Below are 15,678 nucleotides of genomic sequence, written 5' to 3' on the forward strand. Positions count from 1 at the left end.
CGTTACCGCGTGTCCGTCTCGGCCGGAGCTGGCGGCCATTTCTCAGGCTCGTCGAGGCTCGGATCGCCGAAGCCATGCATGCGAAGCGCCCACTGATATCCGATCAACGCACCTTTGACGCGCGGCAGCAGCCAGAGGCTCAAGATCACCAGCGCCGGCATCCAGATCGAAAGCTGCACCCAGGTTGGCGGCGAATAGAGCTGTTCGGTGATGAGAATGCCAGCGACGATGACGTGTGCGGTGATCGTCATGACGAAATAAGGAGGAGCGTCGTCGGCGCGCTGATGGAAAAACTCCGTGCCGCAATCGGAGCAGATGTCGTTGACTTTGAGATATTTGCCGTAGATCCGTCCGGTGCCACAGCATGGGCAGCGCTGTCGCCAGCCGCGCCCCATCGCTTGCCAGAGATTACGATCCGTCTGGGCGTCAGCGTCGATAATCTTGTCGGCTGGGTTGGCCATGGCTAGGTGATGGGGTTTTCCGTTTCCGAGGTCAAGGTGGGCCTCCTGTCCTGCGGCGTTAGCGTCGTTGCCCGCGGAACTTTCCGAATTTTCGTTTGCCACCTGTGTTGCGCCGCAAGGTCTTTCCCGAGCCGAAGTTGCCGGGCGAGGGCTCCGTCAGCATTTCGAAACGCAATGCGCCTGCCGAGGGAATTGCCTCAAGCAAGCGGACTTCAACAGTATCACCAAGGCGATAGCCTTCGCCGGAGCGCGCGCCGATCAATGCGTGGGCGGCTTCGACGTGGTGATAGTAGTCGTTTCCGAGGCTTCCAATCGGAATGTAGCCGTCGGCGCCGGTGTCCTTCAGGCGCACGAATAGACCAGAACGCGTTACGCCAGCGATGCGCGCCGTGAACGTCACTCCGATGCGATCGGCCAGGTGAGCGGCGATCAGACGGTCGGTCGTCTCGCGCTCGGCGGACATGGCGCGGCGCTCGGTATCTGAGATGGCCTTGGCGACGCTCGCGAGACGCGGAATTTCATCGTCGGTCAATCCGTCGGGGCCGAGGCTCAATGCGCGGATCAGCGCGCGATGGACGATCAAGTCGGCGTAGCGGCGGATCGGCGACGTGAAGTGTGCATAGCGCACGAGGTTCAGGCCGAAGTGGCCGATGTTCTTCGGATTGTATTCGGCTTGCGATTGCGAGCGCAGGATCACTTCGCTGATGAGATCCGGTACGGGAAGGTCTTTCGCCTGCTCAAGCACGCGATTGAAGGCTTCCGGCTTTAGCGCGCCCGCGTGAGGAATTTTCATATCGAGCGTTTCGAGGAAGTCGCGCAGGCCTTTGAGCTTCTCGGGGCTCGGTTGATCGTGAACGCGATAGACAAGCGGCAGGCGCTTTTCTTCGAGCGTCTCGGCGGCAGCGACGTTCGCCTGGATCATGAACTCTTCGATCAGGCGATGGGCTTCGAGTCGTTCCGGTGTGACGACGCGCGCAACCTTGCCTTCCTCGTCGAGCACGATACGGCGCTCGGGCAGATCGAGGTCGAGCGGGCCGCGGTTGTCGCGGGCTTTCGCGACGGCGCGATAGGCTGCCCACAGCGGGAGCAGCGCGCGCTCCATCAGCGGCTGGCATTTGTCGGAGGGTTTGCCATCGATGGCGGCCTGCGCTTCCTGGTAGGAGAGCTTCGCGGCCGACTTCATCATGGCGCGAAGGAACGTGTGCTTTCGCTTCTCGCCATGCTTGTCGAAGATCATGCGAACGGCGAGGCAGGGGCGTTCCTCAAGCTCACGCAGCGAGCAGAGGTCGTTTGAAATCTTCTCTGGTAGCATCGGCACGACGCGATCAGGGAAGTAGACCGAGTTGCCGCGCAGTTGCGCCTCGCGGTCGAGCTTCGAGCCCGGACGAATGTAGTGGGCAACGTCGGCGATGGCGACGGTGACGATGAAGCCACCGGAATTTTTCGGATCGGTGTCGGGCTCGGCGTGCACCGCGTCGTCATGGTCGCGGGCGTCGATGGGGTCGATCGTCAACAGCGGGACGTTTCGGAGGTCCGTGCGGCCATCCATCGTCGGAGGCGGGAGCGTCTCGCACTCTTGCAGGACGGATTCAGGAAAGTCCTCTGGGATGCCGTGGGCGTGAATGGCGATGAGCGAAATCTTGCGCTGATCGTCGGGATTGCCCAGGCTTTCGACGATTTCGGCGCGCGGCGTCGCAAAGCGGCCACGTCGGTTGAGTTGGAAGCGCACGAGGTCGCCGTCTTCCGCGCTGCCCGTATCGTCGGGCAGGATCGGCCAGCTCTTCAATTCCTTGCGGTCGATCGGTTCGATGGTGCCGCCGCCGCGCTTCGACGCGCGGAAGATGCCGAGCAGCCGGCGCTTCTCGCGTGGCAGCTTCTTGATCGGCGTCGCTTCGTAAGACGCCTGCCCGCTGCCGCGGGGCAACTTTTGCAGGCGCGCAAGAATGTGATCGCCGATGCCGATCTCAGCGTCGCGTCCATCGCGGGTCGCGACAACGCGAACGACTGGGCGCTTGCCGTCGGACTCTTCCCACTGAAGAGGTTTAGCAAGAAGGTCGCCGTCGTCATCGCGGCCGGTGACTTCAAGCGTCGTGACGGGCGGCAGCTTGCCCTTTTCGCGCAAGTGCTTCTTGTCGCCTGAGAGGGCGCCTTCTTCCGTCATTTCGGCGAGCAGGCGCTTCAACGCAATCTTCGCGCCGCCTGATACACCGAAGGCGCGAGCGATCTCGCGCTTGCCGGCTTTGCCCGGAGCGGAATTCAGGAATTCGAGAATCTGCTCCTTGCTCGGCAGACCGCCATCGGCCGGGGCTCGCGCCGGGCTCGATTTGCGGGCCACCTTTGCGCCTCGTCGTTTTGCGGTCAGGCCTTTGCCCTCGCGAGTTTCTTGGCTCCAGCGGACGTTGCAGGTGCTTTCTTGGCTGGCGCTTTTTCGGCTTTGGCCGCTGCGGTTTTCGTTGCGGCTGGCTTCTTCGCGGCTTTCGGTGCGGCGGCCTTGTCAGCTTTTGGCGCTTTCGCGGGTTTGTCGTCCTTCGCGGCTTTTGCCTTGGCACCGCGCGCGGGCTTGCCCTTCTTGCCACCGCCGTTGGCGGTGCGCTCGTTAATGAGGGCGACGGCTTCGTCCATCGTCAGCTCGGCGGGGTTCTTCGCCTTGGGAACGGTGGCATTGACCTTATTGTGCGTGACGTAGGGACCATAACGGCCTTCGAGCACCTGCACTGCTCCGCCTTCGCTCGGGTGCTGCCCCAGGTCTTTCACGACCTTCGGTGCGTTACGCTGGAAGCGGCTCTTGCCACCGCCTGCGCGCTTTTCAGCGATGAGCGTGACAGCGCGATTAAGGCCAACCGTGAAGACGTCTTCCAGGCTTTCGAGGTTGACGTACGTTTTCGCGCCGTTCTTCTCATGTACGATGAACGGTCCAAAACGGCCGAGACCGGCTGTAATCATGCCGCCTTCGTCGGGATGTTCGCCAACATCGCGCGGCAGCGACAGAAGCTGCATTGCGCGTTCGAAATCGAGGGTCGCAGCGTCGATGCCGCGCGGAATGCTGGAGCGCTTCGGCTTCTCGTCGCCTTCGGCTTCGCCGAGCTGGATGTAAGGTCCGAAGCGGCCCGTCTTCATCGTGACGGCAAGACCGTCATCGTTGTAGCCGAGGATTTTGCCGTCGAGCGCGGCGGCGTCGCCGTCGGAGCTTTGTGTCAGCTGACGGGTATAGTTGCACTCTGGGTAATTTCCGCAGCCGATGAAGGCGCCATACTTGCCTGAGATTTTCAGGCTCAGGCGTCCAGTGCCGCACTTCGGGCAGAGGCGTGGATCGCTGCCGTCGCCCTTATCGGGGAAGACGTGCGGTCCAAGCATCTCGTTCAGCGCTTCGAGGACGTCGCCGACGCGCAGATCCTTGATCTCGCCGACGGCCGCCATGAAGTCGCGCCAGAAGTCGCGCAGCACTTGCTTGTATTCCAGCTCGTCGTTGGAGATGAGGTCGAGCTTTTCTTCGAGGTCGGCGGTGAAATCGTATTCGACGTAGCGCTTGAAGAAGCTTTCGAGGAACGCGATGACGAGGCGGCCCTTATCTTCCGGGATCAGACGCTTCTTCTCGATGCGGACGTAGTCGCGATCGACAAGCACGGCCATCGTCGAAGCATAGGTCGACGGCCGGCCGATGCCGAGCTCTTCCATGCGCTTCACGAGCGTCGCTTCCGAGAAACGCGGCGGCGGCTGCGTGAAATGCTGGTCGGCGCTGATCTCTTTGTCTTTCAGGCGATCGCCGACTGCGAGCGGCGGCAAGCGACGGCTGTCGTCGTCCTCGTCGGCAGTGTCGTCCTTGCCTTTTTCGATGGTGCGAACGCGGTCGTCGCGGCCTTCCTCGTAGACCTTGAGGAAGCCGTCGAACATCAGAACCGAGCCGTTGGCGCGGAGGCCATAAGCTTTGCCGTCGGAACCTTTGACGTCGATTTCCGCTGTCGTCTGCTCGATGTCGGCGGCGGCCATCTGGCTGGCGATGGTGCGCTTCCAGATCAGGTCGTAAAGCGCGGCCTGATCCTTTTCGAGGTGCTTGCGGACCTGGTCGGGCTTGCGGCGCGGATCGGTCGGGCGGATGGCTTCGTGCGCTTCCTGGGCGTTCTTGGCCTTGGTTTTGTATTCGCGCGCGAAGGGCGTGTAGTTCTTGCCGTATTCGGCCGAGATCACGTCGCGGATCTGGCTGACGGCTTCCGGTACGATCTGGACGCCGTCGGTTCGCATATAAGTAATGAGGCCGACTGTCTCGCCGCCGATGTCGACACCTTCGTAGAGGCGCTGGGCGATCTGCATCGTCTGCTTGGCGGAGAAGCCGAGCTTGCGGGAAGCGTCCATCTGGAGCGTGGACGTCGTGAACGGCGGAAACGGATTGCGCTTCGTGGCCTTCTTCTCAACGGACGCGATGCGGAAATCCTGCCCGAGCAGCGCCTTGCGGATTGCTGTCGCGGTCGCTTCGTCTTTAATGTCGAGTTTCTTCAGCGCCGTGCCGTCGATAGCGACGAGGCGCGAGCGGACGTCTTCGTTCTTGGCGGTCGAAAGGAGCGCCTCGATCGTCCAGTATTCTTCGGTCTTGAACGCCTCGATCTCGGCTTCGCGGTCGCAAACCAAGCGAAGCGCCACCGATTGGACGCGGCCCGCCGAACGCGAGCCCGGAAGCTTGCGCCACAGAACGGGAGACAGCGTAAAACCAACGAGATAATCCAGCGCCCGGCGGGCGAGGTAGGCGTCAACCAGCGGCTCGTCGATCTTGCGCGGCTCTTTCAGCGCGGCGAGGATCGACTGCTTGGTAATGGCATTGAACGCTACGCGCTCGACTTCGGTGTCTTTGCCGAGCGCCTTCTTCTGATTGAGAATTTGCAGGATGTGCCAGGAGATGGCTTCGCCTTCGCGATCAGGGTCGGTCGCGAGGATCAGCTTGTCGGCCTTTTTCACCGCTTCGGCGATTTCGCGCATGATCTTCTGGGATTTCGTATCGACTTCCCAGTGCATGTTGAAATCATGATCGGGCTCGACGGAGCCATCTTTGGCCGGCAGGTCGCGCACGTGCCCGTAGGACGCGATGACCTTGTAACCCGAGCCCAAATATTTATTGATCGTCTTGGCCTTAGCGGCGGATTCGACGATGACGACGTTCATCTGGCGATTTCGCTCCTCACGCCGTTAAACCCGCAATTGCTGCGGATTGGCGGGCTTCATCTCTGCCGCCCGGCGGGCCGGGAACATGGTTGATCGTCGCGGCGCTGTCAAATGCCCGGTCTTTCTATTTTTGATTGTATTTTTGTTGATGTTGCCACCATTTGGCGAGTAAGATGTTCTCGGGATATGGATGGTGGTGGGAATGATCGCAAGCACAATGGACGATTTGCATCATAATCGGCTTTCCGGCGGTTCGGGCGATGAGCGGCGGGAACGGCTTGAGTATCTCGCTGATTTGCTGGGACAATTGCAGCAAATGGCGGACCAGCATGGGTGCCGGAAGCTGTCTCGCATGCTCGCGATATCGCACGCCGAGACACAACGCGAGACGCTCAGGTGAGGCTCCTAACGAGCGTAAGGAGCGGTCGCTGGGCTCAAATCGCGGTCGCCTTCAGGGCGACAAGGCTTTGGCCCTGCCGTTCGATACGCCCCGCCAGATCGAGTTCCAGGAGGGCAACCTGCACGGCTTGGACGTTAAGGCCCGTTTGGCGGGCGATGGCGTCAGTGGCGACGGGCGCGGGCCCTAGGGCCGTCAGAACGGCATTCAGAACGTCTTCGGATGCCATCTCGGGTGCGGGAGGTGATGGGAGGGCGGTTGGTTGCGGCTCTCGGTCGGTGAAATCGAACCGGCGTTCTTCGATACCAAGGATCGGCCTCAAGACCTCTATAATATCCGAGACCTCCGTCACCAGCGTGGCGCCCTGCTTAATCAGGCGGTTAGTGCCTTCCGCGCGCGGGTCGAGTGGGTGGCCGGGGACGGCGAAGACCTCGCGGCCGAGCTCGTTCGCGTAGCGGGCGGTGACGAGCGTGCCTGAGCGGGCGGCGGCTTCGATGATGACGACGCCATAGACGAGGCCCGCAATGATGCGATTGCGGCGGGGGAAGTCCTTATCGCGGGGTTTCAATCCGGGAGGGCGTTCCGTGACGAGGCAGCCTTCCGTACCGATGCGGGCCTGAAGCTCGGCGTGTTCCGGCGGATAGACCCAGTCGATGCCTCCGGCGACCACAGCGATCGTTCCGCTGCCCAAAGACGCGTCGTGTGCAGCTTTGTCTATGCCGCGGGCAAGGCCGGATACGATGACGAAGCCTGCTTCAGCCAATTGGCTCGCAAACAATCTGGTCAGTTGCATGCCTGCTGCTGAGGATTGGCGCGAGCCAACGATGGCTATGGACGGCCGTTTCAGCAGGTTCAGATCACCTTTCACATAAAGCATCGGCGGCGGTGCTTCGATGCCCGCCAGAACCTGCGGATACCCGTGCTCGACGGTGAGGAACGGCGTCGCGCCGATACGGGCGGCGGCTGCTAGCTCGCGTTCGGCGTCGGCTTTTGGGCAAATTCGGATCGGCCGCCCTGAGCCGCCCCGCCGCGAGAGCGTCGGGAGGATCTCCAGCGCTTTCGCCGCTCCGCCGTAATAATTGATCAGATCGCGAAAGGTGACAGGGCCGACATTCTCCGAGCGGATTAGGCGCAGGCAGGCGATCCGTTCTTCGTCGGAGAGTTCGGAAGGAGGCGGCGATGGATTGAAAAGCTCGGGCTGATCAGGTTTTGGAGCCAATCCGCGGCTCCTCCCCAGCCATCAGACGTTCGATGTTTGCGCGATGTTTGATGAGCACCACGATGCTCATCAGAGTGACGGTGATGGCGAGCGCGCGCTCTCCCCATATCCAGGCGGCGACGGGAACGGCGATCGTCGCAACGATGGCCGCAAGCGAGGATATCTTGCCGACTTTCGCCACTGCAAGCCAAAGCACGGCAAAAAGCAGTGCGAGTTGCCAAGCAAGGGCAATGAGAACGCCGAGGTACGTCGCGACGCCCTTGCCGCCTTTGAAGCCAAGCCAAACCGGATAGATGTGTCCGAGGAAGGCTGCGAGACCGGCCACCATCGCGGCGGTTTCGCCGAGCCAGGCGCGTGCGATCAGGACGGCGGCGGCGCCTTTGGCGGCATCAAGCAGAAGCGTCGCTGCGGCGAGCTTTTTATTGCCCGTCCGGAGGACGTTGGTCGCACCGATGTTGCCCGATCCGATGCTGCGGATGTCGCCCAGTCCGGCGGCGCGTGTCAGCAGTAGGCCGAATGGAATGGAGCCTAACAAGTAGCCGAGCAGTGCCGCCACAGCGTGCGGCTGCCATGAGCCGTTGTCCGTCAGCAAAGCCAAGGGTGACAACAAGCTCATGACTGGGATCTCTCGTGTGCGAAATGGAGCGTCGCCGAGAGAGGTAATGCCTAGGTGCGTTCGACGCCAGCGTATTCATAAACGGTCTGACCCGCGACCATCGTCCTCAAGACGCGGCCTTGCATCTTGGCCTCATCGAAGGGCGTATTCTTGGAGCGCGAACGCAGGAGATCCTTGTTCACGACCCAGGGTTCGCCGGGGTCGAACAGGACGAGGTCGGCGATGGAGCCCTTCGCAAGTCGGCCGGAGTGCAGACCGAGCAGTCGCGCGGGGTTGATGGTCAGCGCTTTCAGCATGACCGACAGCGTCATGTCGCCGGAGTGAACGAGCCGGAGCGCGGCAGAGAGCAGCGTTTCGAGGCCCACGGCGCCGTCGGCGGCTTCCGAAAACGGTCGCCGCTTGGTGTCGGCGTCCTGTGGGTCGTGGCTCGATACGATGATGTCGATATCGCCGTTGGCGACACCTTGGACCATGGCGACGCGGTCTTCCTCACGCCGCAGAGGCGGACGCACCTTGAAGAACGTGCGGTACGGGCCGATGTCGTTCTCGTTTAGCGTCAGATGATTGATCGAGACGCCGCAGCTGACAGGCAGTTTTTTGGCCTTGGCGGCCTTGATGACGTCAAGACTTTCCTGGCAGCTGATCGTTGCGGCGTGATAGCGCCCGCCCGTCATTTCGACGAGACGAACGTCGCGTTCGAGGGCGATGGTCTCGGAGATCTTGGAAACGCCGGAGAGGCCGAGACGTGCCGCGACTTCGCCCGAGTTCATGGCGCCGGTCGAGAGATACGGGTCTTCAGTGTGATGCACGACGAGGGCGTTGAAGTCTTTGGAGTAGCTCAGGACGTTGCGCATCACGCGGGTGTTGACCACGCTCGCTTTGCCGTTCGAGAAGGCGATGGCGCCGGCGCGTTTCAACAGACCGATTTCGGTCATTTCCTCGCCCTGCAGGCCTTTCGTCATCGCGGCCATGGTGTGGACGTGGACAAGGGCGTTGTCGCGGGCGCGGCGCTGAATGAAATCGACGAGCGCGACTTGGTCGATCACCGGATTGGTATCCGGCATGACAACGATGGTCGTAACGCCGCCTGCCGCGGCAGCGTGGCTCGCAGTCTTGAGCGTTTCGCGATGTTCGTAGCCGGGTTCGCCGGTGAACACCTGTGCGTCGATCAAACCAGGAGCCAGGACGTGACCTTTGCAGTCTATGACCGACGCGCCTTCCGGTGCGTTGCGGCGCAGATGGCTGCCGAGATCGGCGATCAAGCCGTCCTTGACCAGAAGGCCGCCGGGCTCATCGCGGTTCGATGCCGGGTCGATCAGGCGAGCATTGATGAAGACGGTTGCGGGGCCGACGCTCTTCGGCTTTTCGATCGGTTTTCTCATGGCGCATCCTCCGCGAAGCCGGGAAGGTGCACAGACAAGGCTTCAAGAACGGCCATGCGAACTGCAACGCCCATTTCTACCTGCTCGCGGATAACGCTTCTGGAATGATCGGCAACGGTCGAGGCAATCTCGACGCCGCGGTTCATCGGCCCTGGATGCATGACAAGCGCATCGGGCTTGGCGCGAGCGAGCTTTTCGTGATCGAGGCCAAAGAAGTGAAAGAATTCACGGCTGGAGGGAACGTAGGATGCTTCCATCCGTTCGCGCTGCAGACGCAGCATCATGACGATATCGACGCCTTCGATGCCTTTCCACATGTCGGTGAAAACTTCGCAGCCGAGCCGTTCGGGCGAGGAGGGCAGAAGCGTCGTCGGAGCAATGAGGCGGACGTGAGCGCCGAGTGCGTTCAAGACGTTGATGTTGGAGCGCGCGACGCGCGAATGGAGAATGTCGCCGCAGATCGCGACCGTCAGTCCGGCGACGCGGCCTTTTGCGCGACGGATCGTCAGCGCATCGAGCAGGGCTTGCGTCGGATGCTGATGCGCGCCGTCACCTGCGTTGATGACCGAGCAATCGACTTTTTGAGATAAAAGTTCGACGGCACCTGCCGCGTGATGGCGCACGACGATGATGTCGGGACGCATGGCATTCAGCGTCACGGCGGTGTCGACGAGCGTTTCGCCCTTCGTAACCGACGACGTCGCGACATTCATGTTCATGACGTCGGCGCTAAGGCGCTTGCCCGCCATCTCGAACGAGGACTGCGTGCGTGTCGATGATTCAAAGAAGAGATTGATCAGCGTTCGGCCCGCGAGGACCTGCCGCTTGCGGCCATTGTTGCGGATGTGATCAGCGTTCCGGTCCGCGAGATCGAGAAGAAAATTGATCTCATTGGCTGACAAACCTTCGCAGGTCAGCAAATGGCGGCGCGGAAAAACCTTCAGCGCGTTGGAATTCGATTTCGTTGTCATTAAAGGCGCTTCTATAGGGGGAGTCTTGCGGGGCTGCAAGGTCGGGGCGCGACATCAATCGCAAACCTCTTAACGGAGCCTGAAATGCCACGCTTCGTGTGGCCGAAAGTCGGGGACAAAGCGAGTGTGGCGCACCGTTCGACGGGGTCACCAGCTGCGCCTTTTGTCATTCTCAGGACAAGCCCGAGGATGACATTTGGGCGATTGCCGCTCAGTTGTCCTGCTTCAGGCGGTCGAGGGCGCTTTGCAGGATTATGGTGGCAGCGAGCTTGTCGATGACCTCGGCGCGGCGTTTGCGGGTCTGATCGGCGTCAATTAGCATGCGTTCGGCTTCGGCAGTCGTCAGCCGTTCGTCCCAGAGCAGAATCGGCAGCGGCGACAACTTGTTGAGGTTGCGGGCAAGTGCGCGGGTGGCCTGGGCGCGTGGGCCTTCAGTGCCGTCGAGATTTCGTGGCAGGCCAAGCACAAACCCCGAGACGCCGTGCTCGGCGACGATTGCGAACAGTCGTGCCGCATCAGCCGTGAACTTTGTCCTGCGGATCGTTTCGAGGGGGGACGCTATCGTGCGCCGTACGTCAGACAGGGCAAGGCCGAGCGTCTTCGTTCCGGCGTCGATCCCGATCAGCCGGCCCGCGCCGGTTGTGGCGTCGCGAAAGTGATGGTGATCTTCGGTGGTTAGTCCCGACGGCGGGGAAACGGTGGGTTGTGTCACAGGCGCCTAATCTCGGCTGCAAAGGGTCATGACGCGACGCTCTAGCAGGTCCGGCGACAAATTGGCATCGCCAACGGGCCTTATCCGGCTTTCCCGGTCCGTTTCCGTGACTTGAACCCCTTGCGGAATGCCGCCGCTGGTTGCATTGGTGGCGTTCGCCCGGTTATGAGAGCGGCGCAATCCCCCGATTTCTTGAAGGGACTTTTCATGCAGGTCGATGAAGCGACCGTTCGCCGTATCGCGCGCCTCGCCCGTATCAAGGTGAGCGACGAGGAGGCCAAGGGTCTCGAGAAGGAGCTTTCCGGCATTCTCGACTGGGTCAAGCAACTCGATGAGGTTGATACGTCGGCGGTCGAGCCGATGACGCGGGTCGTCGATCAAAAGCTCAAGATGCGGGACGACGTCGTGACGGACGGCGAGATCGCCGACCAGATCACGGCGAATGCGCCGATGGCGGAAGACAATTTCTTCGTGGTGCCCAAGGTCGTGGAGTGACCGAATGTTTCACGCGTTGCTTGCTGTTGCAGCAGTGATGCTGGCTTCCGGGATGGCGCAGGCTGAGGAAACGAAGCTTGACGCCGCGTTCGTCGGCGACGGGACGTACTCGCCGACAACCGGATGCAAGAAACTTGAGGATATCCAGAACGGCAAGGATGCGCCGAACATCGAGACCTATCCGCTGACGTTGACGCGTGAAGGAACGGGAAGTTGGGAAGGCGGCTGCAATTTTGCAGCGCTACGCGAAGTGAAGTCGAACGTCTTCGAGGGCAAGATGCAGTGCTCAGAAGGCGCAGAGGAATACGCACAGACGGTGACGTTCACGCGTCTGGATGCCGACCGCATCGAGGTCAGAAGCGGAACGGAGGCGCTGGTTTATGAGCGCTGCAAAGGTTTAAAAGGGAAAGTCGAGCGGTGACCGATCTTACCAAACTCACCATGGCTGAAGCCCGGGACGGGCTTCAGAAGAAGTCATTCACGGCACTTGAGCTGACGGACGCCTTTCTGTCGGCAATCGACAAGGGTAATGGCGCCCTGAATGCTTACGTCTTGCCGACGCCGGAACACGCGCGCGCACAGGCGAAAGAAAGCGACAAGCGGATCGCAGCAGGCAATGCGCGTCCGCTTGAAGGCTTGCCGATCGGCAACAAGGATCTGTTCTGCACGAACGGCATCCGCACCACGGCGTGCTCGAAGATCCTCGACGATTTCAAGCCGACGTATGAGTCGACGGTCGGGCAGAATTTGTGGGACGCCGGTGCGGTCATGCTCGGCAAGCTCAACAACGACGAGTTCGCGATGGGATCGTCGAACGAGACGAGCGCGTTCGGCAACGTCGTCAACCCGTGGCGGCGCAAAGGCTCGGACGGCAAAACGTCGGCCGACAAACTTGTTCCCGGCGGCTCGTCGGGCGGTTCGTCGTCGGCGGTTGCGGCCAACCTTTGCCTGGCGGCGACGGCAACGGATACGGGCGGCTCGATCCGCCAGCCCGCAGCGCTGACGGGTACGGTGGGTATCAAGCCGACGTACGGCCGCTGCTCGCGCTGGGGCATCGTGGCGTTTGCCTCGTCGCTCGATCAGGCCGGGCCGATCGCAAAGACGGTTCGCGACAGTGCTATGATGCTGAAAGCCATGGCGAGCCACGATCCGAAGGATACAACGTCGGTCGATGCGCCGGTTCCCGATTACGAGGCGGCGCTTGGCAAGGGCGTCAAAGGCCTGCGCGTCGGCATTCCGAAAGAGTATCGCGTCGATGGCATGTCGGCCGAAATTCAGAAGCTCTGGGACGATGGCATCGCGTGGCTGAAATCGGCCGGAGCGACGATCCATGACATCTCGCTGCCGCACACGAAATATGCGCTTCCCGCATATTACATCGTAGCGCCTGCGGAATGTTCGTCGAACCTCGCGCGCTATGACGGCATGCGGTACGGCCTGCGCGTTAGCGGCGACAATCTGATCGACACGTACGAGAAGACGCGCGCTGCCGGTTTCGGCAAGGAAGTGCGCCGCCGCATCCTGATCGGCACGTATGTGCTCTCTGCGGGCTATTACGACGCCTATTATCTCAAGGCGCAGAAGGTCCGCACTCTCATTAAGAAGGACTTCGACGAGGCCTGGAATTCGGTCGATGTTGTGCTGACGCCGACGACGCCGTCGCCCGCGTTCGCATTCGGCGAAAAGTCTGGCGATCCCTTGGCGATGTATCTAGAGGACATATTTACTGTGACGGTGAACATGGCCGGTCTGCCGGGCATGTCCATTCCGGGCGGACTTTCCTCGCAAGGCACGCCGCTTGGGCTGCAGCTCATCGGCAAGCCGTTCGACGAGGAAACGCTGTTCCGGACCGCACAGGTTATTGAAGACGCTGCCGGACGGTTTGCCGTGCCGGACGCATGGTGGATGAAGGGCTAAGATCATGGACCCAAAACGTCCGTGGGAATGCGCAGACATGTCCCAGGTGCGTAGCGAGATCGATCGGATCGATAATGCGCTCGTCGATCTGATCACCGAGCGCTACGGCTACGTCGACAGGGCGTGGCAACTCAAGATGTCGACGCGCGAAGGCGCCGTCGTTCAGTGGCGCATTCAACAGGTCATCGACCGGGTCAAAGCGCGGGCCTCCGAAAAGGGGATGCCGCCTGAGATGATCGAGATGGTCGGCGCCCAATGGCGCAACATGATCGGTTGGTTCGTGCAGTACGAGGAAGAGAAGCTTCGTCAGGTGCAAGACAGCAGTGACAAGCCGGGAGCAAACGGTGGGGCCTGACTTTCAGCCGGACGTGCCGCTGACAGAGGTTCTGCTTTACGGCATCTTCAATCCGGCAACGATCATCGTGGCGTATATGCTCGGCCAGCGCGCTGATGATAAATCCAAGATTTTGATCGCCGGATTTGGCGGTGCGGCGGCCGGCGCGGCACTGCTTTACATCGTGACGTTGCTGCGCATCTGGGACGCGCCAAACCTGGGCCGGGCTGCAGCGGGCGTGTTCATCGTGTCCCTTGTTTTCGGCTTTATCTATGCAGCTATCGGCTACGCCATGAAGGCCCGGACTGGAGGCGGAAAATGAGTTCTCAGAAGGTCGCTGAAAAGCCGAAGGCGAAGAACCTTATCGCAGGCGCGACCGGCGACTGGGAAGTGGTGATCGGCATGGAAGTCCACGCCCAGGTCGCCTCAAAGTCGAAACTGTTTTCTGGCGCTTCGACCGGCTTTGGCGCGGATCCGAACAGCCATGTGTCGCTCGTCGACGCGGCAATGCCGGGCATGCTGCCGGTCATCAATCGCGAATGCGTGGCGCAAGCGATCCGCACGGGACTGGGTCTCAAGGCTCAGATCAATCTGAAGAGCGTGTTCGACCGCAAGAATTACTTCTATCCGGATTTGCCGCAGGGCTATCAGATCTCGCAGTTCAAGCAGCCGATCGTCGGCGAGGGAGAGATCGAGATCGAAGTGGATGGCGAGACGCTGAAGATCGGCGTTGAGCGTCTGCATCTCGAACAGGATGCGGGCAAGTCGCTGCACGACCAGCATCCCGATTATTCCTACGTCGATCTTAACCGCTCGGGCGTTGCGTTGATGGAAATCGTCTCGCGGCCGGATCTCCGGTCCTCTAAGCAGGCGCAGGCGTACATCACGAAGCTGCGGACCATTCTGCGTTACCTCGGCACGTCCGACGGCGACATGGAGAAGGGCAACCTGCGTGCCGACGTCAACGTGTCGGTAAGGCAGCCGGGCGACGAGCTCGGCACGCGGTGCGAGATCAAGAACGTCAACTCGATCCGCTTCATCGGCCAGGCGATTGAGTACGAAGCGCGCCGTCAGATCGACATCATCGAAGATGGCGGCAAGATCGATCAGGAAACGCGGCTGTTCGATTCCGGCAAAGGCGAAACGCGGTCGATGCGTTCGAAGGAAGAAGCGCACGACTATCGCTACTTCCCCGATCCCGATCTGCTGCCACTGGAGCTGACGCAGGGCTTCGTCGACGATTTGAAGTCGGGGCTGCCGGAGCTTCCGGACGAGAAGCGTGCGCGCTTCATGAAGAGCTTCGGGTTGTCGGGCTACGACGCCGACGTGCTCGTCGCCGAGCGGTCATCGGCCGATTACTTCGAGACGGTTGCCAAGGGCCGCGACGGCAAGCTCGCTGCCAACTGGGTCATCAACGAGCTGTTCGGGCGCTTGAACAAGGAAGGCAAGTCGATCGAGGAAAGCCCCGTCTCGGCGGGGCAGCTCGGCGGCATCGTCGATCTGATCGGCTCCAACGCCATCTCGGGAAAGATCGCCAAAGATCTGTTCGAGATCGTTTGGACTGAGGGCGGCGATCCGGCGGAGATCGTCGAAAAGCGTGGCATGAAGCAGGTGACCGACACCGGCGCCATCGAGAAGGCCGTCGATGCAATCATTGCCGCCAACCCCGAGAAGGTTGAGCAGGCGAAGGCGAAGCCGTCGATGCTCGGCTGGTTCGTCGGTCAGGTGATGAAGTCGACGGGCGGCAAGGCGAACCCGGCCGCTGTCAACGAGATCCTGAAAGGCAAGCTCGGGATTTAACCTCCGGCTTTGACCGGCACCGTTTGAAGGGCCAGTCTGGCCCTTCTGTCTTTCAGGCCGGTCATTGCGACGTGGGCGATCCCGAGGCACGCCAGTAGGATCAGTCCGCCCGGTGCGATTGCTGCGATCAGGTAGGCTATTTTTGTCATCGTCATTGGCCTCTCCTTGGAGGCGGTTCTTATGATGCGACAAATCATAGCACTGACTGTTTTCAGCCGCGCTC

Annotated in this window: 16 protein-coding genes; 7 read left to right on the plus strand and 9 right to left on the minus strand. The window is 61.3% G+C overall.

Going from position 1 to position 15,678, the window contains the following annotated elements; genetic code table 11:
• Window positions 1-2: 2 nt before the first annotated feature.
• Genes HYP802_RS0108520 through topA form a run of 3 tightly spaced genes read right to left on the minus strand, consistent with a single transcriptional unit; the run spans window position 3 to window position 5,612 of the window.
• Window positions 3-563 carry a DUF983 domain-containing protein gene (locus HYP802_RS0108520; RefSeq protein WP_348623178.1) on the minus strand — a complete coding sequence of 187 codons (561 nt, stop codon included), beginning with the start codon at window positions 561-563 and terminating at the stop codon, window positions 3-5.
• Entirely contained in the window at window positions 520-2,796 is a 2,277-nt protein-coding gene (gene rnr / locus HYP802_RS0108525; protein ID WP_013946763.1) for a ribonuclease R, read from the minus strand. Before rnr ends, HYP802_RS0108520 begins: the two co-directional genes overlap by 44 nt.
• Window positions 2,797-2,819: 23 nt before the next feature.
• A complete protein-coding gene (gene topA, locus HYP802_RS0108530) occupies window positions 2,820-5,612 on the minus strand; it encodes a type I DNA topoisomerase (RefSeq protein WP_024275546.1) in 2,793 nt (930 codons plus the stop codon).
• A gap of 202 nt (window positions 5,613-5,814) precedes the next feature.
• On the opposite strand from topA, the gene HYP802_RS0108535 reads away from it, so the two are divergent.
• Window positions 5,815-6,012, plus strand: a complete 198-nt coding sequence (locus HYP802_RS0108535) for a hypothetical protein (RefSeq protein ID WP_245261479.1) — start codon at window positions 5,815-5,817, stop codon at window positions 6,010-6,012.
• A 34-nt stretch (window positions 6,013-6,046) separates the two neighbouring features.
• On the opposite strand, the gene dprA is transcribed toward HYP802_RS0108535, so the two are convergent.
• From dprA to ruvX, 5 genes are all read right to left on the minus strand, one after another.
• The gene (dprA, locus tag HYP802_RS0108540) at window positions 6,047-7,228 is read right to left on the minus strand and encodes a DNA-processing protein DprA (RefSeq protein WP_024275548.1); all 1,182 of its coding nucleotides are present in this window, start codon (window positions 7,226-7,228) and stop codon (window positions 6,047-6,049) included.
• The gene (plsY, locus tag HYP802_RS0108545) at window positions 7,212-7,844 is read right to left on the minus strand and encodes a glycerol-3-phosphate 1-O-acyltransferase PlsY (protein ID WP_155831192.1); all 633 of its coding nucleotides are present in this window, start codon (window positions 7,842-7,844) and stop codon (window positions 7,212-7,214) included. Before plsY ends, dprA begins: the two co-directional genes overlap by 17 nt.
• A 50-nt stretch (window positions 7,845-7,894) precedes the next feature.
• The gene (locus tag HYP802_RS0108550; RefSeq protein ID WP_024275550.1) at window positions 7,895-9,226 is read right to left on the minus strand and encodes a dihydroorotase; all 1,332 of its coding nucleotides are present in this window, start codon (window positions 9,224-9,226) and stop codon (window positions 7,895-7,897) included.
• A complete protein-coding gene (locus HYP802_RS0108555; protein WP_024275551.1) occupies window positions 9,223-10,197 on the minus strand; it encodes an aspartate carbamoyltransferase catalytic subunit in 975 nt (324 codons plus the stop codon). Before HYP802_RS0108555 ends, HYP802_RS0108550 begins: the two co-directional genes overlap by 4 nt.
• 211 nt (window positions 10,198-10,408) lie before the next feature.
• Window positions 10,409-10,909, minus strand: a complete 501-nt coding sequence (gene ruvX, locus HYP802_RS0108560; protein ID WP_024275552.1) for a Holliday junction resolvase RuvX — start codon at window positions 10,907-10,909, stop codon at window positions 10,409-10,411.
• A gap of 207 nt (window positions 10,910-11,116) precedes the next feature.
• Between ruvX and gatC the strand changes: the two genes are divergently transcribed.
• Genes gatC through gatB form a run of 6 tightly spaced genes read left to right on the plus strand, consistent with a single transcriptional unit; the run spans window position 11,117 to window position 15,455 of the window.
• Window positions 11,117-11,404, plus strand: coding sequence for an Asp-tRNA(Asn)/Glu-tRNA(Gln) amidotransferase subunit GatC (gene gatC / locus HYP802_RS0108565; RefSeq protein WP_013946772.1), 288 nt, complete (start codon window positions 11,117-11,119; stop codon window positions 11,402-11,404).
• A 4-nt stretch (window positions 11,405-11,408) separates the two neighbouring features.
• Complete coding sequence (locus HYP802_RS0108570) at window positions 11,409-11,825, plus strand: hypothetical protein (RefSeq protein ID WP_024275553.1); 417 nt, start codon at window positions 11,409-11,411, stop codon at window positions 11,823-11,825.
• Entirely contained in the window at window positions 11,822-13,321 is a 1,500-nt protein-coding gene (gene gatA, locus HYP802_RS0108575) for an Asp-tRNA(Asn)/Glu-tRNA(Gln) amidotransferase subunit GatA (protein ID WP_024275554.1), read from the plus strand. Before HYP802_RS0108570 ends, gatA begins: the two co-directional genes overlap by 4 nt.
• A 37-nt stretch (window positions 13,322-13,358) precedes the next feature.
• Window positions 13,359-13,676 carry a chorismate mutase gene (locus tag HYP802_RS0108580; protein WP_245261480.1) on the plus strand — a complete coding sequence of 106 codons (318 nt, stop codon included), beginning with the start codon at window positions 13,359-13,361 and terminating at the stop codon, window positions 13,674-13,676.
• On the plus strand, window positions 13,666-13,977 hold the full coding sequence (locus HYP802_RS0108585; protein WP_024275555.1) for a hypothetical protein: 312 nt from the start codon (window positions 13,666-13,668) through the stop codon (window positions 13,975-13,977). The genes HYP802_RS0108580 and HYP802_RS0108585 overlap by 11 nt, the downstream gene beginning before the upstream one ends.
• Window positions 13,974-15,455 (plus strand): Asp-tRNA(Asn)/Glu-tRNA(Gln) amidotransferase subunit GatB, encoded by a 1,482-nt coding sequence (gene gatB / locus HYP802_RS0108590; protein ID WP_013946777.1) that lies wholly within the window; start codon window positions 13,974-13,976, stop codon window positions 15,453-15,455. Before HYP802_RS0108585 ends, gatB begins: the two co-directional genes overlap by 4 nt.
• Here the strand turns inward: gatB and HYP802_RS23800 are convergent.
• Window positions 15,452-15,610 (minus strand): hypothetical protein, encoded by a 159-nt coding sequence (locus HYP802_RS23800; RefSeq protein ID WP_197022719.1) that lies wholly within the window; start codon window positions 15,608-15,610, stop codon window positions 15,452-15,454. The genes gatB and HYP802_RS23800 overlap by 4 nt on opposite strands.
• Window positions 15,611-15,678 lie beyond the last annotated feature (68 nt).

This window comes from Hyphomicrobium sp. 802 (assembly GCF_000526135.1).
Classification (GTDB): Bacteria; Pseudomonadota; Alphaproteobacteria; order Rhizobiales; family Hyphomicrobiaceae; genus Hyphomicrobium_B.